Annotated in this window: 25 protein-coding genes; 10 read left to right on the forward strand and 15 right to left on the reverse strand. The window is 71.5% G+C overall.

From position 1 onward, the window contains the following. Nucleotides 1-79: 79 nt before the first annotated feature. From E1294_RS19860 to E1294_RS19875, 4 genes are all read right to left on the reverse strand, one after another. A complete protein-coding gene (locus E1294_RS19860; RefSeq protein ID WP_132510189.1) occupies nucleotides 80-472 on the reverse strand; it encodes a GntR family transcriptional regulator in 393 nt (130 codons plus the stop codon). Nucleotides 473-535: 63 nt separating this feature from the next. Continuing rightward, nucleotides 536-1,279: a DUF427 domain-containing protein gene (locus E1294_RS19865; protein ID WP_132510191.1), complete on the reverse strand. Its 744-nt coding sequence runs from the start codon at nucleotides 1,277-1,279 to the stop codon at nucleotides 536-538. A 39-nt stretch (nucleotides 1,280-1,318) separates the two neighbouring features. Continuing rightward, a complete protein-coding gene (locus E1294_RS19870) occupies nucleotides 1,319-1,906 on the reverse strand; it encodes a hypothetical protein (protein WP_132510193.1) in 588 nt (195 codons plus the stop codon). 92 nt (nucleotides 1,907-1,998) lie between these two features. Continuing rightward, entirely contained in the window at nucleotides 1,999-2,496 is a 498-nt protein-coding gene (locus E1294_RS19875; RefSeq protein WP_425465213.1) for an adenylyltransferase/cytidyltransferase family protein, read from the reverse strand. 151 nt (nucleotides 2,497-2,647) lie between these two features. Here E1294_RS19875 and E1294_RS19880 point away from each other — a divergent pair, with 151 nt between their 5' ends. Further along, on the forward strand, nucleotides 2,648-3,118 hold the full coding sequence (locus E1294_RS19880; RefSeq protein WP_246083128.1) for an ATP-binding protein: 471 nt from the start codon (nucleotides 2,648-2,650) through the stop codon (nucleotides 3,116-3,118). On the opposite strand, the gene E1294_RS19885 is transcribed toward E1294_RS19880, so the two are convergent. Both E1294_RS19885 and E1294_RS19890 read right to left on the reverse strand, forming a co-directional pair. Beyond that, nucleotides 3,115-3,921: a class I SAM-dependent methyltransferase gene (locus E1294_RS19885; RefSeq protein WP_132510199.1), complete on the reverse strand. Its 807-nt coding sequence runs from the start codon at nucleotides 3,919-3,921 to the stop codon at nucleotides 3,115-3,117. The two genes, E1294_RS19880 and E1294_RS19885, sit on opposite strands and share 4 nt — an antisense overlap. A gap of 41 nt (nucleotides 3,922-3,962) precedes the next feature. Beyond that, on the reverse strand, nucleotides 3,963-4,952 hold the full coding sequence (locus E1294_RS19890) for a helix-turn-helix transcriptional regulator (protein ID WP_132510201.1): 990 nt from the start codon (nucleotides 4,950-4,952) through the stop codon (nucleotides 3,963-3,965). Between the two features lie 64 nt (nucleotides 4,953-5,016). On the opposite strand from E1294_RS19890, the gene thrS reads away from it, so the two are divergent. From thrS to E1294_RS19910, 4 genes are all read left to right on the forward strand, one after another. Further along, nucleotides 5,017-6,324, forward strand: a complete 1,308-nt coding sequence (thrS, locus tag E1294_RS19895) for a threonine--tRNA ligase (protein ID WP_132510203.1) — start codon at nucleotides 5,017-5,019, stop codon at nucleotides 6,322-6,324. Nucleotides 6,325-6,412: 88 nt separating this feature from the next. Then, nucleotides 6,413-8,560, forward strand: a complete 2,148-nt coding sequence (locus E1294_RS19900) for a TRAP transporter permease (protein ID WP_220447830.1) — start codon at nucleotides 6,413-6,415, stop codon at nucleotides 8,558-8,560. Continuing rightward, nucleotides 8,557-9,504, forward strand: a complete 948-nt coding sequence (locus E1294_RS19905; protein WP_132510205.1) for a TAXI family TRAP transporter solute-binding subunit — start codon at nucleotides 8,557-8,559, stop codon at nucleotides 9,502-9,504. Before E1294_RS19900 ends, E1294_RS19905 begins: the two co-directional genes overlap by 4 nt. Nucleotides 9,505-9,530: 26 nt before the next feature. After that, nucleotides 9,531-10,019, forward strand: a complete 489-nt coding sequence (locus E1294_RS19910) for a DUF1850 domain-containing protein (RefSeq protein WP_165977382.1) — start codon at nucleotides 9,531-9,533, stop codon at nucleotides 10,017-10,019. Here the strand turns inward: E1294_RS19910 and E1294_RS19915 are convergent. Continuing rightward, on the reverse strand, nucleotides 9,997-10,965 hold the full coding sequence (locus E1294_RS19915; protein WP_165977383.1) for a magnesium transporter CorA family protein: 969 nt from the start codon (nucleotides 10,963-10,965) through the stop codon (nucleotides 9,997-9,999). The genes E1294_RS19910 and E1294_RS19915 overlap by 23 nt on opposite strands. Continuing rightward, the gene (locus E1294_RS19920) at nucleotides 10,965-11,672 is read right to left on the reverse strand and encodes a DUF72 domain-containing protein (protein ID WP_132510211.1); all 708 of its coding nucleotides are present in this window, start codon (nucleotides 11,670-11,672) and stop codon (nucleotides 10,965-10,967) included. Before E1294_RS19920 ends, E1294_RS19915 begins: the two co-directional genes overlap by 1 nt. An 87-nt stretch (nucleotides 11,673-11,759) precedes the next feature. Between E1294_RS19920 and E1294_RS19925 the strand changes: the two genes are divergently transcribed. Then, nucleotides 11,760-13,208 carry a YibE/F family protein gene (locus tag E1294_RS19925; RefSeq protein ID WP_132510213.1) on the forward strand — a complete coding sequence of 483 codons (1,449 nt, stop codon included), beginning with the start codon at nucleotides 11,760-11,762 and terminating at the stop codon, nucleotides 13,206-13,208. A gap of 42 nt (nucleotides 13,209-13,250) precedes the next feature. Here E1294_RS19925 and E1294_RS19930 read toward each other — a convergent pair whose 3' ends face one another. The 4 genes from E1294_RS19930 to E1294_RS19945 form a co-directional block, all read right to left on the reverse strand. Further along, on the reverse strand, nucleotides 13,251-14,108 hold the full coding sequence (locus E1294_RS19930; protein WP_132510215.1) for an NAD(+)/NADH kinase: 858 nt from the start codon (nucleotides 14,106-14,108) through the stop codon (nucleotides 13,251-13,253). 14 nt (nucleotides 14,109-14,122) lie between these two features. After that, the gene (locus E1294_RS19935; RefSeq protein ID WP_246083130.1) at nucleotides 14,123-15,454 is read right to left on the reverse strand and encodes an enolase C-terminal domain-like protein; all 1,332 of its coding nucleotides are present in this window, start codon (nucleotides 15,452-15,454) and stop codon (nucleotides 14,123-14,125) included. Between the two features lie 14 nt (nucleotides 15,455-15,468). Further along, a complete protein-coding gene (kdgD, locus tag E1294_RS19940; RefSeq protein ID WP_132510217.1) occupies nucleotides 15,469-16,383 on the reverse strand; it encodes a 5-dehydro-4-deoxyglucarate dehydratase in 915 nt (304 codons plus the stop codon). Between the two features lie 124 nt (nucleotides 16,384-16,507). After that, nucleotides 16,508-17,464 carry a LysR family transcriptional regulator gene (locus E1294_RS19945; RefSeq protein WP_132510219.1) on the reverse strand — a complete coding sequence of 319 codons (957 nt, stop codon included), beginning with the start codon at nucleotides 17,462-17,464 and terminating at the stop codon, nucleotides 16,508-16,510. A 169-nt stretch (nucleotides 17,465-17,633) separates the two neighbouring features. On the opposite strand from E1294_RS19945, the gene E1294_RS19950 reads away from it, so the two are divergent. From E1294_RS19950 to E1294_RS19965, 4 genes are read left to right on the forward strand one after another with little or no spacing between them, the layout of a single operon-like run. Further along, nucleotides 17,634-18,641 (forward strand): Bug family tripartite tricarboxylate transporter substrate binding protein, encoded by a 1,008-nt coding sequence (locus E1294_RS19950; RefSeq protein WP_132510221.1) that lies wholly within the window; start codon nucleotides 17,634-17,636, stop codon nucleotides 18,639-18,641. A gap of 58 nt (nucleotides 18,642-18,699) precedes the next feature. Further along, complete coding sequence (locus E1294_RS19955) at nucleotides 18,700-19,236, forward strand: tripartite tricarboxylate transporter TctB family protein (protein WP_132510223.1); 537 nt, start codon at nucleotides 18,700-18,702, stop codon at nucleotides 19,234-19,236. A gap of 9 nt (nucleotides 19,237-19,245) precedes the next feature. Beyond that, on the forward strand, nucleotides 19,246-20,781 hold the full coding sequence (locus E1294_RS19960) for a tripartite tricarboxylate transporter permease (RefSeq protein WP_132510225.1): 1,536 nt from the start codon (nucleotides 19,246-19,248) through the stop codon (nucleotides 20,779-20,781). After that, nucleotides 20,778-22,094 carry an enolase C-terminal domain-like protein gene (locus E1294_RS19965; protein WP_132510227.1) on the forward strand — a complete coding sequence of 439 codons (1,317 nt, stop codon included), beginning with the start codon at nucleotides 20,778-20,780 and terminating at the stop codon, nucleotides 22,092-22,094. Before E1294_RS19960 ends, E1294_RS19965 begins: the two co-directional genes overlap by 4 nt. Here E1294_RS19965 and E1294_RS19970 read toward each other — a convergent pair whose 3' ends face one another. From E1294_RS19970 to E1294_RS19980, 3 genes are all read right to left on the reverse strand, one after another. Further along, nucleotides 22,095-22,811, reverse strand: coding sequence for a FadR/GntR family transcriptional regulator (locus E1294_RS19970; RefSeq protein WP_132510229.1), 717 nt, complete (start codon nucleotides 22,809-22,811; stop codon nucleotides 22,095-22,097). It abuts the gene before it with no gap. Nucleotides 22,812-22,821: 10 nt separating this feature from the next. Next, the gene (locus E1294_RS19975) at nucleotides 22,822-23,952 is read right to left on the reverse strand and encodes an L-talarate/galactarate dehydratase (protein WP_132510231.1); all 1,131 of its coding nucleotides are present in this window, start codon (nucleotides 23,950-23,952) and stop codon (nucleotides 22,822-22,824) included. Nucleotides 23,953-23,956: 4 nt separating this feature from the next. Further along, the coding region (locus E1294_RS19980; RefSeq protein ID WP_132510233.1) for a mandelate racemase/muconate lactonizing enzyme family protein at nucleotides 23,957-24,628 on the reverse strand (672 nt) is incomplete at its 5' end.

Consider the following 24,628-nt stretch of genomic DNA (forward strand, 5'->3'; position numbering starts at 1 on the left):
GGGACCGCCAGCGAGCAGTCGCGCAACGCCCACGTGCGGCGGTAACGCACGCCGAGCCCCGTCGCCTCGAGCGCGGGCCTCATGCCGCCCCCTCCTTCGCGGCGTCGGCCAGGACCACGGTGAACAGCGCCCGCAGGTCGTCGTGGTCGAGCCCGGCCGCGCGGGCCTCGCGCACCCACTCCTCCAGGCCGCGCCGCAAGCGGGTGTGCTCGGCGAGCGTCGGCCCCGCGATCCCCCGGCGCACGAACGTCCCCATGCCTGGCCGGCCCTCGACCAGGCCCTCGCGCTCCACCTCCCGGTACGCCCTGAGCACGGTGTTGGGGTTGATGGCCAGGCGCTCGACCACCTCGCGCGCGGTCGGCAGCTGGTCACCCGGCCGCAGCGTGCCGAGCCTGAGCGCCTGCCTCACCTGGTGGACGAGCTGCAGGTAGGTCGACACCCCCGACCTGCGGTCGAGCTGGAACTCGATCACTACAACACCGTTTCACTATTCGAATAGTGAAACGGTGTTGTACGAGGTCGTGATCTGTCAACCTCAGCCGAACTTGGTCTTGGGACGCTCCTGCAGCTCGCCGTCGAGGTAGATGTCGAGCTTCTCGTCGTAGAAGGCGATCAGCCCGGCGACCCGCTCGCTCTCGGGCAGCGGTGTCCGGTAGGACCAGGCGAGGTCCTCCTTGCCGTTGACCGACCAGTATTCGGCCGACCCCTTGTACGGGCAGTGCGTGACCGTGCCCGTGGGCTCCAGCAGGTCGAGCCGGACATCCGTCTTCGGCAGGTAGTAGCGGGCGGGCAACCCGGTCTCGAAGAGGATGCGCGGGTTGCGGGAGTCGGCCACGGTCACCCCGTCGACCTCGACCCGCACGTGCCGCGAGCTTGGCAGGATGTCCACCCGGGTGTACGGGTCGCGCGGGTGGAAGAAGACCTCCTCGTCCTCCTCGAACCAGGCGTCCATGGCGTCCCACTCGAAGCGCACGTGGCCGCGGATCTCCTCCAGCGGGGAGTCGCGGTAGACCAGCGCCGCGCCGGGGGCCTCCTTGGCGCCCGCGGCGACCGTGTGCACCAGGCCGTCGCCCCTGCTCGGCGAGTGCTTGGCCGTGCCGGCCGGCATGAGCGCCGACTCGTCGACGTCCGCCAGCGGGAAGTAGTAGGCCGGATAGTAGGGGACCTCCCACACCAGCAGGGCGGAGGCGGTGTCGGCCACCGCCCGGCCGCCGAGGTAGGTCCGCACCCGTTTGGCTGTGCGCTCGACGCGTACCCGGCCGCGTTTCGTGGCATCCATGCTCGCGGCAACCGCCGCGGGCACCCCGCTATTCCGCGGTCATCCCAGGCCGAACGCGGCCAGCGTGGCCCACGTCACCAGCGCCCCCACCGCCGTGCCCGCCACCACCTGCGGCCAGGTGTGGTGTGTCAGGCGCACCCTGGCCCAGCACACCAGCGCAACGACGGCGGCGCCGACGACCGCGGCCGGCCAGGAGGGCAGCACGTGCGCGAGCACCACCACCGTGCCCGCGCAGACGGCGGCGTGGAAGGAGATCTTCCAGCGCAGCGTGATCGGCACGGTCACCGCCAGCGCGGCCAGCATCGCGGTCACGGTGGCGACGAGCAGCGTCGGCGCGCCCATGAGGACCAGCAGCGCCAGCGCCACCAGCACCGCTGCCACCGCGGCCAGCAACGGGCGCGTGCGGCGGTCGCGGTCGACGATGTGGTGCGAGTCGAGCCGCCCCGAGCGCACGCCGACCGCGATCACCGCCGCCGGCACTCCACCGCAGAACGCCGAGGCGACCAGGCCCCACGCCGCCCCGCTCCAGCCCTGCGCGAGCAGGCCCACGAGCGGCGGCATGACGATGACCAGCACCTGCGGTGCCAGCAGGTTGGTCACCTGTCTCGCCACGAGGTCACCCGTCATGACAGCCAAGATTACGCGATCATGGCGCGCGGCCCCGGCGACATGCCTGCGCCCCGCCCGCGTCCAGCCTGCGCCCCGCCCGCGTCCGGTGGTCAGCCCTTTCCTGCCGCGTTCACGATGCGGGTGGTCGAGCGGCCGGGGATGGCCTCCATCTCCCAGCACTCCGTGCCCAGGATCGCCGCTGCGGCGGCCCGCGCGCCCGCGTGCGGGTCGCCCGCCGTGTGCGCGAGCGCGCCCGGCCGCATCGGGGCGAGCAGGTCGATGTAGTCCTCAGGCCCGTGCGCCTCGGGCGGCCCCGTCACGATGAACACTCCGGTCACGAAGCGGAGCGCGGCCAGCACCTCGGCGCGTTCCGCCGCCGGGTTGAGCGGCCTGCTGGGGCCCTTCCACGCACGCACCCGCGGATCGTCCTCGACGCCGACGACCAGCGGCAGCCCGCGCTCGGCCACCGCTCCCAGATAGCGCACATGGCCCACGTGCAGGATGTCGAAGACGCCGGTCACGACCGCCGCACCCGGCCGGTCGTACGGGCGCACCCAGACGGCATCCAGGCTGTTCACGCCACCTCCTCGCACGCTGCGCTCCCCCATGGGCCTAGACGACTCGTCGATCGCAGCGTACTCGGTCGCCCCCGGAGGGAGCGCAGCCGACCTTGGGAAAGCCCATTCCTACCTTTTCGCGATAATCTCCAGCACCCGTCTGGCGCGTCTCATAAAGTCACCGGATTTGGGGGAGGTCGCCGTGGCACCGCCGGACTCGCACCGCGTCGATGGGGTCGATGGGACCGAGGAGAGTGATCCGCCCGCCGGCCATGATCTCGTGGCCCGGCTGCCGGGGAGCCCCTCCCAGGTCTCCAGGGCCAGGAGCCTCGTGACGGACGCGCTCGGCCGCGATCACCCCCTCCACGACGACGTCGTGCTGCTGACCAGCGAGCTGGCCACGAACGCGGTGCTGCACAGCCGGTCCGGCGCCGGGGGGTCGTTCACGGTGACCGTGACGCGCTCGGACACGCTGGTGCGGGTGTTCGTGGCGGACGCCGGGTCGGAGGGGCCTCCCTGCGTGTGCCGTACGAGTGCGCGGGCGACCAGCGGCCGGGGCCTGCCGTTGATCGAGGCGCTCAGCCACCGCTGGGGTTTCACCCGCGAGCACGGTTCGACGACCGTCTGGTTCGAGCTGCTCCAGGGCCGCGTGCCCGCGGGACTGGCCGTCTAGCTTCCGAGCACGCCTGGGCGGTATTGCCAGACCAGTTCCAGCCACGGCGGCGCCACCGTCATGAAGTGCTCCCAGCCGCCCGGCTCCGCGTCGTCGCGCTCACCGCGGACCTCGGACAGCAGCGTCAGCAGAAAACCCTCCCGGGTCAGGTTGTTGACGATCCGGCTCAGCGTCTGCGTGTACTCCCTGGGTTCGCGGACGACCCGGCCTGACGGTGTCCGGTCGTAGACCCAGTCCTGGTCGGGGTAGCAGGTCGCGGCTTCGTCCGTGTAGGGCTGCTTGAGCGTGTAGCCCTCCCCGTTCCACGACTCGTGCGTGAGGCCGGAGAAGAACGGGTTGGCGCACATCAGGTAGTAGTGGCCGCCCGTCTCGACGACTCCCGCGACCTCGCGGAACACGATCCGGCAGTCGGGGACGAACGTCAGCGAGTACGGATGCCAGACCAGGTCGAACGACGCGTCGCCGAGAACCGACAGGTCTCGCATGTCCCCTTGGACGGTGCGGATGCCGACGCCGTAGTGCTCGGCGGCCGATCGGTCACGCGCCAGTTGCCCCGTCGAGATGTCGAGAACCGTCACGTCGGCTCCGAGCAGGGCGAAGGCCGCGGACTGCTGCCCGCCTCCTCCCGCCAGGCAGAGCACCCTCCCGCCCGCCAGATCGCGGGGAAGGCCCAGCCGCTCCAGGCCGAGATAGTTGCGGGCCCGCTCCGCGTCCAGGTCGAGCATGGGTCGGGTGAACAAGGCGTCCGCTTCCACCAGGGCTTCCCAGCGTTCCTGGTTGTAGCGGTAGACGTCGTCATGCACGGCGATCACCCTTCCACGCGCTCCGGGCGATCGCCACTTCTTTACTTCCCGGCCGCACCCCGCACGTCAAGGCGGCACAGGCCCTCGGCGAGGGCCTTGGTGGTCAGGCGGGTGCGGCTGTCGCAGCCCAGCTTGGCGAAGATGTGCTCCAGGTGGGTGGTGACCGTGCGGACGCTGAGCACGAGCGCGGCGGCGATCTGCGGGTTGGAGTCGCCCGCGGCCACCCTGGTGAGCACGTCGACCTCCCGGCCCGTGAGGTCGTAGGGCAGCGGGCACGGGCGCTCGGCGGCGATGGCGCCCTGCAGCGCGCCCTGGAACCCGACGCCCGCCCTGAGCAGCCGCAGCTCGTGCCATCCGCCGGCGCCGTCGAGCCAGAGCCCGTGCCTGCTCAGCTCGCGCGAGTCGATGAACGCGCGGGCGAAGGCGGCCATCGCCGGGTCGTCCCGCAGCGCGGGCGAGACCTCGCGCCCCGGCACCTCGCGCCGGATGCCGAGCCGGTCGAAGGCGACCGCGCGGAAGCCGGCCGGCAGCCCCACCGGGTCGATCACGCAGCGGGTCAGGTCGGTGACGTGGGCCAGCATGGGGCTCACGGCGGCCACGAGCGCTTGCGTGCGGCGCGGGAAGTCGTCACGGGAGACCAGGTGCAGCAGCCCGGTGTAGCGGCCGCCGCCGAGGAACAGCGGCGCGGTCAGCCCGGCCCGCCACCCGTAGGGGGCCAGATGGCGCCGGAAATAGCGCTCGGTGCCCGGCTCGGGCATGCCGACCGGCGCTCTGGTGGCCAGGGCCCTGCGATAGGCATCCAGCCCGGCGTACTCCTCCGCCGCGTCGCGGTCGATGCGCGGGTGCCCGTCGGACACGACGCTCTGGTGCCGCCCGGTGGCGGGATCGAAGGCGACGAACTCGTAGGCGTCGAGCGGGACCACGCGGCGCAGCGCCGCCATCGCGGCGCACGCGCCGCCACCGCCCGCGACCTGGTAGCCGACCTCGGCGAACACCTGCAGCTGGCGGACGTCCAGGGTGATCTCGGCCACGGCCTCTTTATATCATTTGCCATTCCTTGAGGTTCTCGTGAAGGTTTCCTTCACCCCGCGCCGGATGTTATGGTCATCGCATGCAGCGCGCTCTCGTCACGACGACGCCGGACCTCGTCCCGGCGCGCTGATTCCATGCTTCCCGGGCGAACGCCCGGGAACGCGGTCGTTCGCCCTTTCCACGCAAAGGACGATCATGAACGACCACCGCAGGCTCGGCCGCGAGCTGGGCATCTTCGACACCGACCCGCTGATCGGCTCCGGCCTGCCCTGCTGGCTGCCGGCGGGCGCGGCCGTGCGCAAGGCCATCGAGGACTACGTCTACGAGCTCGAACGCCGCAACGGCTACCAGCACGTCAACTCCCCCGTGCTCGGCAAGCGCGAGCTGTACGAACGATCGGGGCACTGGGCGCACTACGCGGAGGACATGTTCCCGCCCATGAACGTGGGCGGCGAGGAGTTCGTGTTGCGGCCCAGCCTGTGCCCGCACCACGCGCTCATCTACCGCTCGCGCGGGCGCAGCCGCCGGGAGCTGCCGCTGCGCCTGGCGGAGCTGGGCGGGATGTACCGCTCGGAGCTGTCCGGCGTGCTCGGCGGGCTGACCAGGGTGCGCGCCATCCAGCTCAACGACGGCCACGTCTTCTGCGCTCCCGAGCAGGCCGCCGCCGAGGTGTCGGCCTCGCTCGACCTGATCGAGGCCGCGCACGCCCAGCTCGGCATCCGGGCCGCCCGCTACCAGCTGTCCTTGCGGGGCGACGGCGACAAGTTCGTGGACGACCCCGGCATGTGGGCGCGGTCGGAGGCGGTGCTGCGCGAGGTGCTGAAGGAACGTGGGCGCGACTACGACGAGGGGCGGGGCGAAGGCGCCTTCTACGGGCCGAAGATCGACATCCAGATCACCGACCCGGCCGGCCGCGAGGCCACCCTGTCCACCGTCCAGGTCGACTACTTCCAGCCGGAGCGCTTCGACCTGAGCTACGCCGGCGGCGCGCGGCCCGTCATGGTGCACCGCAGCGTCGTGGGCGGCATCGAGCGCCTGGTCGCGCACCTCATCGAGGTGCACGGCGGGGCCTTCCCCGCCTGGCTGGCGCCCGTCCAGGCGGTGGTGCTGCCGCTGTCCGACGCGGAGCTGCCCGCCGCCGAGTCGGTGCTGCGGCGGTGCCTGGCCGCCGGGCTGCGGGCGGAGCTGGCGCCCGCCGGCCGGGGCAGTCTCGGGGCCAGGATCCGGGCGCACCGGCTGGTGCCGTACCAGCTCGTCGTGGGGCCGCGCGAGGCGGCGGACGGCGGGGTCGCGGTGCGGCGGCGGGACGGCAGCCAGGCCGGTGACGTGCCCGTCGAGCGGCTGGCGGCCGATTCGCGTCCCTTGTACTGATAACGGAAACCAAATAGGTAACGGCCTCTTCCCAGATCAAGTAAGGGACTCGTAAAGTCCCTGCAACGCGCCCTGTCGGGAGGACGACTTGACCGAGCTGAGCGACCGTGAGGCCGACCTGGTTTCCGCGCACGAACAGGAACGCCCGGCGCGGCAGCTCGGCGGGGCCTTGCGGCTCGGCGTGTGGATCCTCGGCGGGCTGCTGTCGGTCTATGCGCTGGTGGTGGTGTTCCGGCCGGTCGAGGCGCTGCAGCACCGGATGACGTTCCTGGCCGTGGCGCTGCCGCTGGTGTTCGTCTGCTACCGCTCGGGCACGTCGGACTACCTGCGGCGGAGGATGTGGCTGCTGCGGCTGAGGTGGCGGACGCGGCGCCGCCGGGCCGATGACCGCCTGGCCGCGGTCGGCGCCGGCGCCCCCGAGGTCTCCGACCTCTCCGCCGACGGCGTGCCCGAGACCGGAGCCGAGACCGGGACCGGCGCGCGCCCGTCCGAGGCCCCCGACGTGCGCCCGTCCGAGGCCAAGTTCCAGGCCGGGGCCGGCGCGCTGCGGTCCGAGCGGCCGAGCGTCATGGACTGGGTGCTGGCCGCGGCCTCGCTGGCCGTGCTGGTCTATCCGCTGGCCGCGATCGACGACTTCCGCAACCGGGGCTCGGGCGCGGCGCTGACGGACCTCGACATCGTGGCCGGTCTGGCGCTGATGGTGCTGCTGCTGGAGGCGGTACGCCGGACCGTCGGCATGGCGTTGGCCATCATCTGCGTCATTTTCCTGATTTATGCCTATTACGGGGCATATCTGCCGATTGATTGGACCATCGGCCACCGGGGCTTCGACCTCAGCCAGATCGTCTCGCAGCTCTACACCGGCACCGAAGGCTTCTTCGGCGTCCCGATGCAGGTGGCCGCGAGTTACATCATCCTGTTCACCATCTACGGCGCCGTGCTGGACTATTCGGGCGCGAGCCGGTTCTTCATCGACCTGAGCTTCGCCGCCTTCCGCAGGTCCCGCTCCGCCCCCGGCCGCACCGTCGCCACCGCGGGCTTCCTGCTCGGCACCGTGTCGGGCTCGGGCGTGGCCACCACGGTCAGCCTCGGCAGCGTCGCCTGGCCGGTGCTCAAGCGGGCCGGCTACCCGAGGGAGCCGGCCGGCGGCATCCTGGCCGCGAGCGGCATCGGCGCCATCCTGTCGCCGCCCACGCTCGGCGCGGCGGCGTTCATCATCGCCGAATACCTCCGGGTCGGCTATCTCGAGGTGCTGCTGTACGCGACGATCCCGACCCTGCTCTACTACCTGGGCATCTTCCTGGCCATCGAGATCGACTCGCGCCGCTTCGGCACCCACGCCGTGCCGGTCGACGCGCCCAGAGCGGGCCGGCTGCTGCTGCGCTTCGGCTACCACTTCAGCTCGCTGATCCTCATCATCGTGCTGATGGCGCTCGACCGGTCGGCGTTCCAGGCGGTGGTGATCGCCACAGCGGTCGCGTTCGCGCTGTCTTTCCTCGACCCGCAGCACCGGATGGGCCCGAAACGCATCGGGCAGGCGCTGGCCAAGGGCGCGCTGGAGGTGTTGCCCGTGACGGCCGTGTGCGCGGCGGCGGGCATCATCGTCGGCGTCATCACCCAGACCGGCCTGGGCCTCAACCTCAGCGCGATCATCGTGGACTTCGCGGCGGGCCACCTGATCCTGACCACGCTCATGTCCGCCGTCGCGGTCATGCTGCTGGGCCTGGCCGTGCCGGTGACCGCGAGCTTCATCATCGCGGCGGTCATCATCGGCCCGGCGCTCACCGCGCTCGGGGTGACCCAGGCCGAGGCGTACATGTTCGTCTTCTACTACGCGGTGCTGTCGGAGGTGAGCCCGCCCACCGCGCTGTCGGCGGTCGCGGCGGCCGCGATCACCGGCGGCAACACGTACCGCACGATGATGATGGCCTGGCGCTACACGCTGCCGGCCTTCCTGGTGCCGTTCGCCTTCGTGCTCACGCCCAACGGGCAGGCGCTGCTCGGGCAGGGGCCGATCGGCACCGTGCTGCTGATGGCCGCCGTATCGGCCGTCGCCGTGGCGGCCCTGGCCATGGCGATGGGCGGCCTGTCCGGCTGGTTCGAGCGGGTGCTGGCGTTCGTCGCCGCGGTGCTGCTGCTGTTCCTCCAGCCCGTCCCCATCGTCGCCGGTCTGGCCGTGCTGGCCGTGGCCGCCGCCGTGCATCTGGTCAGAAGAAGGAGAAGGGACCCAGCGTGAAGCGGATTCTTGCGATAGTCGCAGCGGCCGTCCTGACCGTGGCGGGCTGCGGCGGAGGCGCGGGCGGCGGCTCGGGCAACCGGCTGTCGATCGCCACGGGCGGCACGACGGGCGTCTACTACGTCTACGGCGGCGGCCTGGCCAAGCAGCTGTCGTCCAACATCTCCGACACCCAGGCCACCGCGTCCGTCACCTCCGCGTCGGTCGAGAACATCAAGCTCCTCGCCAGCGGCAAGGCCGACATCGGTTTCTCCCAGGCCGACACCGCGGCCGACGCGGTCAACGCCAAGGACACCTTCACCGCGAAACAGCCCATCAAAGCCATCGCCCGCATCTACGACAACTACGCGCACGTCGTGGTCGCCCCCGGCGTCGAAGCGGCCAAGGTCGCCGACCTGAAGGGCAAGCGCGTCTCGCTCGGGCCCGCCAACTCCGGCACCCAGGTCGTGGCCAGGCGCATCCTGGAGGCGGCCGGCGTCAACCCCGACTCCGGCATCACCAAGCAGCAGCTGTCCATCAACGAGTCGGTGCAGGCGGCCAAGGACGGCACCATCGACGCGTTCTTCTGGGTCGGCGGCCTGCCCACGGCCGGCATCACCGACCTGGCGACGAGCAAGCCCGACATGAAGCTGCTCGACACCAGCGACGTCCTGGAGAAGATGCGCGCGACGTACGGGGAGCAGTACGTCCCGCTCGACGTGGACACGTCCGTCTACAAGTTGTCCGGCGCCATCAAGACCGTCGGCATCGCGAACCTGCTGCTGGTGCCCGACTCGATGGACGAGCAGCTCGCGTACGACATCACCAAGACCCTGTTCGCCAAGAAGGCCGAGCTGACGGCCGTGCACCCCGAGGCGGAGAAGCTCGACGTCAAGCTGGGCCAGCAGGTGGCGCCGGTCGAGCTGCACCCGGGCGCCGCCCGCTACTACAAGGAACAGGCCTGACCCGGCTGCTCCTGGCGCTCGCTCTGGTGGCGGCGCTCGGCTCCGGCGGCGGCGCCGGGCGCCTCACCGTGAACGGCCTGCCCGTCGTCGCGGGTTCCTTCGCGATCGCCTACGTGCACTCGGTCTACAAGGCGCCCTCGGCGGAGGTGTTCACCGTCGAAGGGCGGCGGTTCACCATGCGGGCGGTCGTCTCGGCGAGCGACAGCGTGCTCGACTACTACGCCCTCGACGGCACGCGGGCCCGCACCCACGAGGGCCTGTGGGTGCTGCGCCTGGCGGCGCCCGCGACGTACGACGGGTTGTCGCTGCTCACCACCTCGGTCGGCCGCAGAACCCTGCTCGCGGGCGGCCGCTGCCTGCCCCTCTATCCCGCGTCCGGCGCCGCTCAGGTGCGGGTCGCGGTGCGGCTCACGCCCGACGTGCGCGGCCGTTCCTGCCGGCCACCGTACGACGGGCTGCGTACGACGGGCTGGGCGCTGCCGGGCCCGGCGTTCACAACCAGTCGTTCTTCTTGAACACCGAGTACAGCACCACCGAGGTGATCGCCACGAGGACCGTGGAGGCCCAGAGCCCCCAGCTCTGCCCGGTGCCGGGAACGGGCACGTTCTGCCCGTAGAAGCCGGTGATCAGCGTGGGCACCGCGATGATGGCGGCCCAGCTGGTGATCCGTTTCATGATCTCGTCCAGCCGGAAGCCCTGCTGGGCGAGGCGGGTCTCGCGGACGTTCGCGAGCATCTCGCGGATGCCCTCGACCCACTCCGTCGCCCGCAGCACGTGGTCGTAGACGTCCGCGTAGTAGGGGGCCATCACGGGGTCGGCGACGATGTCCTGGTCGCGGTGGAGCAGGGTGCCGATCACCTCGCGCATCGGCATCGTGATCTTGCGGACGCGGGTGGTGTTCTTGCGCAGGTCGAACATCGTGCGCTGCAGCCGCCTGCCGTCGCCGGGACTCCCTTCGTACAGGGACTCCTCCAGGGCCTCCGCCTGCGCGTCGAGTTCTTCCACCAGGTCGAGCTGGCCGTCCACCACGTAGTCGAGCAGCCCGTGCAGCAAGAACGTCACCCCGTGCCCCGCCAGGCGGGACAGGGTGTCCCAGCGCCTGACCACCTCGTCGATGTCGAAGGCGTCGCTGTCGCGCACGGTGACCAGGGCGTTCGCGGTGACGAAGACGTTCACCTCGACGGGACGGAGCCGCCCATTCTCCATGTGCACCCCGTAGACCGTGACGAACAGGTGGTTGTCGTAGACGTCGACCTTCGGCCGCTGCCGGTCGGTGAGCGCGTCCTCCATCGCCAGCTCGTGCAGCCCCAGCTCCGAGCCGACCGCGATGAGCTCGGCGGCCGAAGGGCGGCACAGGTCGAGCCAGACGACGTTGCCGCGATCCGGCGCATGCTCGGAGAGCTCCTCGATGGGGAAGCCCTCCTTCTCGAGGACGCCGTTCCGGTAGAGACGCGTACGCACTAGCAGAGTCTGGCGAATCGTCTCGCGTCACGCACCGCCGCTCCCCCCAGGTCGTTGTTGAAGTAGACGTAGGCGTCCTGCCAGCCCGCCTCGCGCACCCGCCCGGCCCACGTCCTCAGCGCGGTGTCGCCGTACGCGATGCCGGCCCGCCCCTGGTGCAGGCGTACGTACCCCCATTCCGCGGTGCGCCAGAGCGGGCTCTGCGGCCGGCCGCGGCGATCCGCCCAGCACAGCGCGGCACCCCGGGCGCGCAGGATGTCGTGCACCTCGCCGGTCCACCACGAGTCGTGGCGCGGCTCCACGGCCACCCTGACGCGCGCGGGGAAGCAGGCCAGGCACCGGTCGAGGCGGCCGGGATCGACCTGGAGGGTGGGCGGGAGCTGCAGCAGGACCGGGCCGAGCTTGTCCTTCAGCTCCGACGCGGCGCCCATCAGCCGCCGCACCGGCTCCTCCGGCTCGGCCAGCCGCTTGATGTGGGTGAGGAACCTGCTCGCTTTGACGGCCATCACGAAGCGCGGGGGCGTCCTGTCGCGCCAGGCGGCGAACGACTCAGGGCCGGGCAGGCGGTAGAAGGCGTTGTTGCTCTCTACCGTGGGGAACTCCGCCGCGTACGTCTCCAGCCAGAGCCGCTGCGGCACCCCCTGCGGATACAGCACGCCCCGCCAGTCCTTGTACTGCCATCCCGAGGTGCCCACCAGGCATGTCATGCCGTTGCAGCTACCCAGGCCCGCCGCGTGCAGTACTGTCCTTGTTCGTCAGCCAAGGAGGACCTTTCACCCGATGGGCGTTATCTGATGGGCGCCGGGCACGGGCACGGCGCGTCCGCACCCCGCTCGCGGCGCACGACGATGGCGAGCCTGGCCGTCCTGGTGCCGGTGGCCGTCGTCACGCTGGCGGCCCTGCTGTGGCTCTGGCCGGACGGCCGGCCCGGCGACGGCGCGCAGCCGTCGGCCGTCGAGTTGCTGACCGGCACGGTCACCGATGTCACGCTCAAACGCTGCCCCGCCGCCCCCGAGGGTGCGCCGCGGCCCGACCCCGCCACCTGCGGCACCGCCACGGTCAAGGTCGGTGAGGGGCGCGACGCCGGCCGTGACGTCACGCTCCGCCTGCCGGGCGGCCCGGGGGCGCAGCACTTCGCGCCGGGCGACGGCGTGATCCTGCTGCGCGACGCCGACGGGGCCTACCAGGTCTCCGACCATGACCGGGCGACGCCGCTGTGGTTGTTCGGCGTGGCCTTCGCGGTCGCGGTGATCGCGTTCGGCCGCTGGCGCGGGGTGACGGCGCTGATCGGCCTGGCGGTCACGTTCGTGCTGCTGCTGACGTTCGTCATCCCCGGCATCCTGGAGGGCAAGTCCCCGATGCTGGTGGCCATCGTCGGGGCGGCTGCGATCATGCTGACGGTGCTCTACCTCACGCACGGCTTCTCGCTGCCCACGTCCATGGCCGTGCTCGGCACGCTGGCCAGCCTGGCGCTGACGGGCGCGCTGTCGTACGCGGCGCTCGTGTTCGCCCGGCTCAACGGGGTCACCGACGACAGCGCGCTGACCCTGGGCATGAGCCTGTCGATCGACACGCAGGGGCTGCTGCTGGCCGGGATCATCATCGGCGCGCTGGGGGTGCTCGACGACGTCACGGTCACGCAGGCGGTGACGGTTGCCGAGCTGGCCCACGCCAACCCGGCGTACGGTTTCGCCCGCCTCTACCAGGCGGCCAGCCGCATCGGGCGGGCCCACATCGCCTCGGTGATCAACACGATCATCCTGGCGTACGCGGGGGCGTCGCTGCCGCTGCTGCTGCTGTTCAGCATCGGGGAGCAGCCTCTGGGGCAGGTGCTGACGACGCCGGTCATCGCCCAGGAGATCGTCCGCAGTGTGGCCGGCACGCTCGGCCTCATCGCCGCCGTCCCCATCACCACGGCCCTGGCCGCCCTGGCGGCAACCCGCCGCAGGGGAGGGCCCGCGGACGCCTCCTCCTCCCGCCACCATCGCGCAGGCCCCGGGGAGCCAGCCTCCCGCCGCGGGGATGGCCCGGGGGCGCCCGCCTCACGCCACTGGGAAGGCTCCGGGGAGCCCGCCTCCCGCCACCGCGGGAGCCCCGCGGAGCCACGCGCGGCTCAGGCTCCGGGGGAGGACTTCTTCGCCCCGCACCCCTCCCAGGACCGGGACGGTCTCCCCGGACCGGAGGAGGAGACCCGCCGGGCGCCCGAACGCCCGGCCCGCCACCGCCGCCGCGCGAGCACCTGAGAGAGCTCCCGAGCCGCCTGATCGGTGCGCCCGCACGGCAGGTCAGTACGCCTCGGCGCTGCCGTTCACACGCAGTTTGCGCCGGGCCCGGTCGTAGAAGGTGGTGCCCAGCCGCACCACCTGAGCCGCCCCCGGCCAGGCGGCGACCGTGACGCGGTCACCCGGGCACAGGTGACCGACCACGGCCCCGTCGACCTCGACCGCGAGCCGTCCGCTGGTGGGCAGCACCTCGAGCGTCACCTCCTCGTCGGCGGGCAGCACCAGGGCCCGGTTGAAGGCCGAGTGGGCGGCGGAGGGCACGACGAGCACGGCCTCCACCCGGGGCGACACGATGGGCCCGCCGGCGGAGAAACTGTAGGCGGTAGACCCGGTGGAGGTCGCCACGATCACGGCGTCGGCGGCGAAACGGACGAAGTCGCTGCCGGCCGGGCTCACCGCGACGCCCGCCAGCCCCTCTCCGGGGATCCGCACGAGGGCGATGTCGTTGAACGCGGTCACCTCCGCGCCCCCGACCTCGCTCCTGATCGCCATGCGCGGCTCGATCGTATAGCGGTGGCCGTCGATCGCCGACAGCGTCTCGTCCATTTCGCTCACGTCGATCTCCGCGAGGAACCCGAGCCGCCCCACGTTGACCCCCAGGATGGGCGTGCGCCGCCCGGCGAGCAACCGCATCGTGCGCAGCATCGTCCCGTCGCCGCCGAGCCCGACCAGCAGGTCGGACCGGTCGACGAGCGTGTCGGCGTCGACCGGCACGGCGCTGCAGTCGATGCGGCCCACCTCCTCGGGCAGGCCGAGCACGGTGGCGTCGTTGCCGGCCGCCCAGCGCAGGATGGTGTCGATCGCCTTCCTTGAGTCGCGCTGTGGGTGTAGCACCAGCCCGACCGTCCTGACCATGCCCATGGGGCCACCCTAGGTCAGCGGTCGAGGCAGGGACGTTTCGGGTCGAACACCCAGTCCTTCACGAGATACCGCATGGCCACGGCGTCGTCGCGGGCGCCGAGCCCATGGCGGAGATAGAGCTCGTGGGCCTCGGCGAGGGCCGCGCGGTCGAGCTCCACGCCGAGCCCGGGGGCGGTGGGCACGTCGACGGCGCCGTCCACGATCCGTGGCGCCCTGGTGGTGAGGGCCTGGCCGTCCTGCCAGATCCAGTGCGTGTCCAGGGCGGTGATCTCGCCCGGAGCGGCGGCTCCGACGTGCGTGAACATCGCCAGCGAGATGTCGAAGTGGTTGTTGGAGTGTGAACCCCAGGTCAGGCCGAAGTCGTGGCAGAGCTGGGCGACCCTGACGGAGCCGGACATCGTCCAGAAGTGCGGGTCGGCGAGCGGGATGTCGACGGCGTTCGCGCGTACGGCGTGCGCCATCTCCCGCCAGTCGGTGGCGACCATGTTCGTGGCGGTGCGCAGGCCGGTGGCACGCCGGAACTCCGCCATCGTCTCCCGGCCGGAGAAGCGGCCCTCGGCCCCGCACGGGTCCTCGGCGTAGGCGAGCACGCCGCCGAGCCCCGCGCACAGCCGGACGGCGTCGGCCAGCAGCCAGCCGCCGTTGGGGTCGACGGTGATTCGCGCTCCGGGGAACCTGGCGGCCAGCGCCCTGACCGTCTCGACCTCCTCCTCGCCGGGCAGCACCCCGCCTTTGAGCTTGAAGTCGGCGAACCCGTACCGCTCCTGGGCCGCCTCGGCCAGCGCGACCACCGCGTCCGGTGTCAGGGCCTCGCGGCGGCGCAGCCGGGACCAGCGGTCGTCGTCCCCTTCGCCGGTCTCGTCGACGCGGTAGGGCAGGTCGGTCCTGCCCGGGTCGCCGACGTAGAAGAGGTAGCCCAGCATCGGCACCCGGTCGCGCTGCTGCCCGTCGCCGAGCAGCTCCGCCACCGGGACGCCGAGGTACTGGCCGTGCAGGTCGAGCAGGCTGGACTCCAGCCCGGTGACCGCGTGCACCGTGGTGCGCAGGTCGAAGGTCTGCACGCCCCGCCCTCCGGCGTCCCGGTCGGCGAACCGGGCGGCCACCGAGCGCAGCAGGCTGCGGTGGCGCGCCACGGGCCGGCCGGCCAGCAGTGCCGCCGCCTCTTCGACGGTGCGGCGGATCGCCTCGCCGCCCGGCACCTCGCCGAGGCCCGTACGCCCGTCGGAATCGGTCGTGATGACGACGTTGCGGGTGAAGAACGGTCCGTGGGCGCCGCTGAGGTTGAGCAACATGCTGTCGTACCCGGCCACCGGGACGACCTCGACGCTCTGGATGGTGGGAGACACGGGCGGGAACCCTCTCAGCTGATCTTGTTGACGAGGGCGGTCAGCTCGGCGAGCTCGTCCTCGGTGAGGTTCTGCAACGGCGGCCGCACGGGCCCGCCATGGCGTCCGGCGGCGGTCAGCCCGGCCTTGATGATGGACACGGCGTACCCCTTCACGCGGTCGCGGATGTCCAGGTAGGGGACCACGAACTCCTTGATCCGGCGGTAGACCGCCTCCCGGTTCTGGGCGCGGACGTCGGCGTAGAAGTCGAGCGCGTACTGGGGGACGAAGTTGAAGATGGCCGAGGAGTACGTGCTCATGCCGAGCTGGAGCAGCGGCAGCGCGAAGGTCTCCGCGGTCGGGAGGCCGCCGATGTAGGCTAGGCGGTCGCCGACGCCGGCGTAGATGCGGGCGAGGTTCTCGATGTCGCCGACGCCGTCCTTGAAGCCGACGAGGGTCTCGTTCCTGTCGGCCAGGATCTCGACGGAACGGTCGGTCAGGACGGCGTTGGCGCGGCTGTAGACGACCACGCCGAGCCCCGTGCTGCGGCAGACCGCGCTGACGTGCTCGATCAGACCCGCCTGGCCGGCCTCCGTGAGGTAGGGGGGCATGAGCAGCAGCCCGTCGGCGCCCGCGGCCTCGGCGGCCTGGGCCTGCGCGACGGCGTTGGCGGTGCCCCCGGTGGCGGGGGCCACGACCGGCAGCCTGCCGCCGACCTCGCCGACCGCCGCGCTGACCACCCGGTCGATCTCGGCGGAGGTCAGCGAGAAGCCCTCGCCGGTGCCCCCGGCGGTGAACAGGCCTGCCACGGGGAAGCTGCTCAGCCAGGCGAGGTGCTCGCGGTAGCGCGCCTCGTCGAACTGGAGGTCCTCGGTGAAGTGGGTGACGGGGAAGGACAGCAGGCCGCTTTTGAGCTGGGTCGCGAGCTCTTGCGGGGTGAAGCTGGGCATGGCGGTCCTTTGCTTTACACGCGGCAGTGGGGTCCCCCGTGCGCCGCAGGTCAGGTCTGTCGCCGCCAGGCTAGAGAGCAGGGGCGATTCCTGTCCAAGTGCATTTTCGTATCCGGCGATGCCGTCAGGGCATCGAAGCGGGCGTCGAAGGCCCGGCCGGCGGGGCCGCCTCGAGATCGGGAAGCAGGTCGAGCACGCGCCAGAGCGCGGGGTTGGTCGAGCCGCGGTCCCAGATCACGTGCAGCTCGACCGGCTCGCCGGTGGCGCTCTCGTCGCTCTCCAGCGGATCGCCGCCGCCGCGCGCCAGGTCGCAGAAGGTGACGCCGTCCACGCCGAGCGAGCACGCGCTGGCGGGCGCCAGCGCGACGCCCCGTCCGGCCGCCACGAGGAGCACCGCGGTGAGGATCTGGTGCACCTGCTGTTCGATCCTCGGGTGGGCGTTGGTGAGGAAGTGCACGGTCAGCTCGTGGAAGTAACGCGACTGCACCGGGTTGTAGCTGATCACCGGCAGGCCGTCGAAGTCGTCGGGCACGAGCGGCCGGCCGAGACCGGCGAGCGGATGCCCCATGGGCACGACGGCGCACAGCGGCTCGCGGAAGACGACCCGCGAGTCGAGCGTGGCGATGTCGAACGGCGGGCGCGCGAGCCCCACGTCCAGCTCGCCGCGTAGCAGGCCGTCGACCTGCCCGGCGGTGACCCGTTCGTGGAGGATGACGTCGATCTCCGGCAGCTGCTCCGACAACCGCCGCAGCAGCGCGCCCAGCATGCTGATCGCCGAGACGGCCGTGAAGCCGAGCCGCACGGTCCCGGCGACGCCGCTGGCGATCCTGCGTGCGCGGTCGCCCGCGGTGTCGACGAGCGTGAGCATGCGCCGCGCGTCGTCCAGGAAGGAGCGGCCGGCGTCGGTGAGGACCACGCGCCGGTTGTCGCGCTCCAGCAGGGTCACGCCGACCACCCGCTCCAGCTTCTGGATGTGGCGGCTGAGCGGGGGTTGGGTCATGCGCAGCCGATCAGCGGCCCGGCCGAAGTGGAGCTCCTCGGCGACTGCCACGAATGCCCGGATCTGATCAAGTGTTAGCATGATGCGGAAAGAGTATCACTTGATACCGAATTGAGCCTGGACAGGCATCGAAGCTGCTCCTTAGTCTCCGGAGACTACAGAGAACGGAACAAAACCCCACTTGACGTCCGTCCGCATCTCCGCTCCACCGCACACCACGCGTGGCATCGCCCGCACGAAGGAGAAGTCCATGCCGGCATCCCGGACAACCCCCCGCCGCATTCTCGCGGGAGTCCTCGGCACCGCCGCCGCCATCGCGCTGACCGCGTGCGGTGGGGTCAAGACGACCTCCACCGGCGGTGCAGGCGGCGAATATCCGTCGGGCAACATCGAGTTCAGCGTCGGCGCCTCGCCGGGCGGCTCGACCGACCTCATCACCCGGGCGCTGGCCCAGGGCATGGCCAAGGAGCTCGGCGTCTCCACGCCGGTGCTCAACAAGCCGGGCGCCAACGGCGCGCTCAACGCCAAGGAGCTGCAGTCGGCGGCCCCCGACGGCTACAAGATCGCCGTCCAGAACGCCTCGCTCTTCACCATCACGCCGCTCACGGTGTCGCCCGCCGAGGCCACGAAGATCGACTCGTTCGACGTCATCACCGGCATCTCGCGCGACGACTACGTCATGGCGACCAACCCCAAGTCCGGCTACACGTCGATCAAGGACATGAAGAAGGCCGGCAAGACGATCCGCTACGGCACGACCGGCGTGGGCACGGGCGCCCAGCTGGCCTCCGCGCTGACCTTCAAGTCGGCCGGCATCGAGGCCACGGCCGTGCCCTTCGACGGCGGCGCCCCCGCGCTGACCGCCCTGCTCGGCAACCAGGTCGACGTCTCCACCATGCAGATCGGCGAGGCGATCGAGAACGTCAAGGCGGGCAAGCTCGTGCCGCTCGCGGTCTTCTCGAAGGAGCGCATCCCCTACATGCCCGACGTGCCGACGGCCACGGAGCAGGGCTTCGACGTGCAGGTGACGCAGTACCGCTTCCTCACCGCGCCCAGGGGCGCGCCGCAGGACGTCAAGACGAAGCTGCTCGACGCGGCCAAGAAGACGTTCGCCACGCCGGAGTACAAGAAGTTCAACGAGCAGAACTCGCTCACTCCGATGGAGGTCACCCCCGAAGAGGTCCTCAGCTCCCTGCAGGGCGACACCGCCACCTACAAGAAGCAGCTGGACGAGTTCGGGATCAGCCTGGCCGGCTGACCGAGGTCCCGGCAGGCCGCCCCCACCCCGCTCGTCCGCCCGCCACCAAGGAGTGAGCATGTCCATGCCCGACCCCGCCAGGTCGCCCGATCCGCTCGATGCCGTCGCCGTCGAGGCCGAGCGGCTCCAGGCCGAGCTGGACGAGTCACGGCCGCCGCACGCGGGACCCCTCTCGCAGATGGCGGCGGCACTGGCAGGACTCGGCGCCGGGATCTTCGGCGCGGCCGGATCGTACGCGCTCGGGCTCGGCAGCCTCACCCAGCCGGGGCCCGGCCTGTGGCCGTTCGCCATCAGCGTGGTCATCGTCGTGCTGTCCGCTACGCTCGTCGCCGCGGGCCGCCGCCTGGAGGACGCCGAGCGGTTCTCGAAGGCGAGCCTGCTCACCCTGGTCGCGCTGGTGACGCTCGTGCTGCTCGCCGCGCTCCTCCCCGTGATCGGCTTCGAGATCCCGTCGCTCCTGCTGATGTTCGTCTGGCTGCGCTGGCTGGGCAAGGAGTCGTGGTTGTCGTCCATCGTGATCAGCGTCTGCACCGTGGCCGCGTTCTACGTGCTCTTCGTCCTGCTGCTGCAGGTCCCGCTCCCGCGCCTCATCTGAGAAAGTCACATGGACCTCTCCCCGATTCTCAACGGCTTCGGCGTCGTCCTGGAGCCGGCCAACCTGCTCTACTGCTTCGTCGGCGTCATCATCGGCATGCTCATCGGCGTGCTCCCCGGGCTCGGCCCCGGCGCGACGATCGCCATCCTGCTGCCCCTCACGTACGGCATCGGGCCCGTTCCGGCGATCATCATGCTGGCGGGCATCTTCTACGGCGCCCAGTACGGCGGGACCATCACCTCCGTGCTGCTGCGCCTGCCAGGCGAGGCGTCCTCGGTGGTGACCGTCTTCGACGGCTTCGCGCTGGCCAAACAGGGCAGGGCCGGCACCGCGCTCGGTATCGCGGCCATCGGCTCCTTCATCGGGGGCACCGTCTCGATCCTCGGCCTGACGCTGCTGGCCCCGATCGTCGCCGGTTTCGCGCTCGACTTCGGGCCCCCGGAGTACGCGGCGCTGGGCGTGCTCGGCGTCCTGCTGATCTCGTCGGTGGGCAACGGCCACAAGCTCAAGGCCATCATCGCCGCCTGCGTCGGGCTGCTGCTCGCGACCGTGGGCCGCGACACCTTCACGGGCGCGGAGCGCTTCACCTTCGACAGCCTCAACCTGGCCGAAGGCATCGACTTCGTGCCGCTCGCCATGGGCCTGTTCGGGCTCAGCGAGATCCTCTACAACATCGAGGAACGCCACAACCAGGTCCACTCGCCCGCCAAGGTCGGCAACGTCTGGCCGTCCCGTAAGGACCTCGGCCAGTCCAAGGGCGCGATCGGGCGGGGCTCGCTCATCGGCTTCTTCCTCGGCGTGCTGCCCGGCGGCGGCGCGACGCTGTCCTCCCTGGCCGCGTACGCGTTCGAGAAACGGCGCGCGAAGCGGCCCGAGCGCTTCGGCAGGGGCGCCGTCGAGGGCGTGGCCGCGCCGGAGACCGCCAACAACGCCGCTGCCACCTCGTCGTTCATCCCGCTGCTGACCCTCGGCATCCCGGCCAACGCCACGATGGCCCTCATCTTCGGCGCGCTGCTCATCCAGGGCATCCAGCCGGGCCCGCAACTCGTCGCCCAGCACCCCGACGTCTTCTGGGGCGTCATCAACTCGATGTACCTCGGCAACATCCTGCTGCTCATCATGAGCATCCCGATGGTCGGCGTCTTCGTGCGGATCCTGCGGGTCCGGCCCGCGATCCTGGCGCCGATCACGGTGCTCATCACGCTGCTCGGCGCGTACACGGTGAACAACCAGGTGTACGACGTCTTCCTGGTGATCGTCTTCGGCCTGCTCGGCTACCTGATGAAGAAGCTCGGCTTCGAGCCGGGGCCGCTCGTGCTGGCGTTCGTGCTCGGTTCGATGATCGAGAACTCCTCGCGGCAGTCGCTGCTCATCTTCGGCGGCGACCCGACCGGCTTCTTCACCCGCCCGATCTCGGGCACGGTGCTCGCGCTGGTCGTGCTGGTCGCCGTCCTGCCCCTGCTCCGTAAGGCCCTGCGCCGCCGGAAACCCGCCGGGGAACCGGCCGGGCGCGCGGACGACCCCGTGGAGGAGAACACACCATGACCACGCGCGCCGGACACCAGCCCACGCCGGAGGGAGAGGCGGCCGTCGACGCTGGGGGCCGGGTCAGCCGGGTCTCCGTCACCCCCGTCGCCTTCCGCGACCCGCCCCTGCTCAACGTCGTCGGCGTGCACCAGCCCTTCGTGCTGCGCGCCATCGTCCAGGTGCACACGGACGCCGGACTGGTCGGGCTCGGGGAGACGTACGCCGACCGGGCCCACCTCCAGCGTCTCGAAGCCGTCGCCGCCGCCCTTCCCGGGCTCGACGCGTTCGACCTCAACGGGCTGCGCCGCGTGGTCGTGGCGGCGCTGGGCGCGTCCACCGGCGGCGCGGGAGCCAGCTTCGGCGGCATGCTCGACCTGTCGAGCGCGGTCGACACCGTGGCGGCGCCGTTCGAGGTGGCCCTGCTCGACCTGCAGGGCAGGGTGCTCGGCCGCCCGGTCAGCGACCTGCTCGGCGGCGCCGTACGCGAGCGTGTGCCGTACTCGGCGTACCTGTTCTACAAGTGGGCCGGCCACCCGGGCCGGGACGACGACCCGTGGGGCGAGGGCCGCACGCCCGAGCAGATGGTCGCCCAGGCGCGGCGCATGGTCGACGACTACGGTTTCGGCGCGATCAAGCTCAAGGGCGGTGTGTACGAGCCCCGCCACGAGATCGAGACCGTCGAGGCGCTGGCCGCGGCCTTCCCCGGGCATGCCCTGCGCATCGACCCCAACGGCGCCTGGACCGTCGAGACCTCGGTCGAGGTGGCGGGCCGGCTCTCCGGCGTGCTCGAATATCTCGAGGACCCCACGCCGGGCATCGACGGCATGGCGGCCGTCGCCCGGCAGAGCGACCTGCCGCTCGCGACCAACATGTGCGTCATCGCCTTCGACCATCTCAAGCCGGCCGTCGCCGCCGACGCCGTGCAGGTCGTGTTGTCGGACCATCACCTGTGGGGCGGCCTGCGGCGCTCGGCGCTGCTGGGCGGCATCTGCGAGACGTTCGGCATGGGCCTGTCGATGCACTCCAACTCGCACCTCGGCGTGAGCCTGGCGGCGATGACGCATCTGGCCGCCGCGATCCCTAACCTCACCTACGCCTGCGACACGCACTACCCGTGGAAGGCCGAGGAGGTCATCAGGCCCGGCGTGCTGGAGTTCCGCGAGGGGAGCGTGGCCGTGCCCACCGGGCCCGGTCTCGGCGTGGAACTGGACGAGGACGCGCTCGCGGCCCTGCACGAGCAGTACGTCACGTGCGGGCAGCGCGGCCGCGAGGACACCGCCTACATGCGGACGGTCGTGCCGGGCTTCACGCCCAACACGGCCCGCTGGTAGCTAGGGCGCCTGCAGCCGGGCTCGGGAGTTGGACAGGTGCAGCCGCATCGCGGCCCGCGCCGCCGCCGCGTCCTGGTCGGCGACGGCGCGGTAGACGTTCTCGTGTTCGAGCGTCACCCGGGTGAGGTGGGTGGCGTCGGAGACCGTGTAGCCGTGTGCCAGCCGCGTGCGCGGCAACATGATCATCATGGGGCCGAGCGAGGCGAGCAGGTCGGAGTAGAACCGGTTGCCGGAGGCCAGCGCGACCTTGAGGTGGAACCGGAAGTCGGCCTCGACGGCGTGGCCGGGGTGCCGGTCGGAGTGCCCGAGGTCGACGAGGGCGCGTTCGATGGCCTTGAGCTGCAGGTCGGTGCGGCGCTCCGCGGCCAGCCCCGCCGACTCGGACTCGACCCCGATGCGGAAGTCGATCATGTCGAGGACGTCGCGGTGCGTACGGACCCGCGAGGCCTCCACGGAGAACGGCGCGGGGGCGGGCAGGTCGAGCACGAACGAGCCGCGGCCCTGGAAGGTCTCGACGAGCCCTGCCGCCTGCAGGCGCGAGATGGCCTCGCGGACCACCGTGCGGCTCACGCCGAACTCCTCGACCAGCGAGGACTCGGTCGGCAGCTTCTGGCCGGGGGCGATCTCGCCGGCCAGGATGCGGGCCTTCAGCCGTTCGACGAGCTCGTGGGCGAGCCCACGCCCGGTGTCGCGATCGAGCTTTCCGTCCGGCGGCACGGGTGACAATCTACCCGCCCGCCGCGCGGAACTCGACGGCGTCGAGGCGCCAGGCCGCGGCCTCGTCCGCGACGCTGAGCCCGAGGCCGGGCCGGTCGGGGACCCGCATGCGGCCGCCCTCGATCGTGAGCCGCTCGTTGAACAGCGGCGACAACCACTCGATGTGCTCGACCCAGGAGTCGCGCGGGTGTGCGGCGGCCAGGTGCACGTGGATCTCCATCACGAAGTGCGGCGCGACCTGGAGACCGGCGTGGTCGGCCAGCGCGGCGACCTTGAGGTAGGGGGTGATGCCGCCGGCGCGGGGCACGTCGGGCTGGAGGACGTCGCAGGCGCGCAGGTCGATGAGGCGCACCAGGTCGGGGACGCTGGAGAGCATCTCGCCGGTGGCGATGGGGGTGTCGAGGGCGTCGGCGAGCCGGGCGTGCCCTTCGGCGTCGTACGCGTCGAGCGGCTCCTCGATCCAGACCAGGCCCAGCTCCTCGACCGCCCGCCCGAACCGCAGCGCCGAGTGACGGTCCCACTGCTGATTGGCGTCCACCATGAGCGGAACCTCCTCGCCCAGGTGCTCACGCACCGCCGCCAGCCTGCGCAGGTCCTCCCTCATGTCCGGCTGACCGACCTTGATCTTGATCCCGCCGACGCCGCTCTCGATCGACTGCGTGGCCCGCGCCTTGACCTCCTCGATCGGCGCCTGGAGGTAGCCGCCGGAGGTGTTGTACGTCCTCACGACATCGCGGAACGAGCCCAGCAGCTTCGCCAGCGGCAATCCCGCCCGCTTCGCCTTCAGATCCCAGAGGGCGACGTCGACGGCGGAGATCGCCTGCGTCGCGGCGCCGGACCTGCCGACGGACGCGCCCGCCCACAACAGCAGGTCGTAGACCTTGCCGACGTCGGACGGATCCTGACCCAGCAGGCGCTCCCCCACCTCCTTGGCGTGGGCGTACTGGGCCGGGGTGCCGGCGCGGGTGGTGTAGGAGAAGCCCAGCCCTCCCAGGCCGTCGGCCGTGGTGACCTCGCAGGTCAGCACGTCGATCCGGGACAGCGGGCGCTGGCGTCCCGTGGCGACCTTGGCGTCGTTCACGGGGGACGGGAGGGGAACGGCGTAGCGGCGGAACCGTACGGACTCGACGCGGTCGCTCACGGGGTCACGCCCGCCCGAACGCGACGCTGTCCACGACCCATTTGCGGCACTGCTCGCTCAGCGTGAAGCCGAGGCCGGGACGGTCGGGCACGATCATGCGGCCGTCACGGGTTTCCAGACGCTCGTTGAACAGGGGGTCGAGCCATTCGAAGTGCTCGACCCACGGCTCGCGCGGGTAGGCGGCGGCCAGGTGGAGGTGGATCTCCATGGCGAAGTGCGGCGCGAGTTGCAGGCCCGCGTGGTCGGCGAGGGTGGCCAGGCGCAGGAAGGGGGTGATGCCGCCGACGCGCGGCGCGTCGGGCTGGATGATGTCGGCGGCGCGGGCCTCGATGAGCCGGACGTGCTCGGCGACGCTGGAGAGCATCTCGCCGGTGGCGATGGGGGTGTCGAGGGCGTCGGCGAGCCGGGCGTGCCCTTCGGCGTCGTACGCGTCGAGCGGCTCCTCGATCCAGACCAGGCCCAGCTCCTCGACCGCCCGCCCGAACCGCAGCGCCGAGTGACGGTCCCACTGCTGATTGGCGTCCACCATGAGCGGAACCTCCTCGCCCAGGTGCTCACGCACCGCCGCCAGCCTGCGCAGGTCCTCCCTCATGTCCGGCTGACCGACCTTGATCTTGATCCCGCCGACGCCGCTCTCGATCGACTGCGTGGCCCGCGCCTTGACCTCCTCGATCGG

The organism is Nonomuraea diastatica (assembly GCF_004349015.1).
GTDB lineage: Bacteria > Actinomycetota > Actinomycetes > Streptosporangiales > Streptosporangiaceae > Nonomuraea > Nonomuraea diastatica.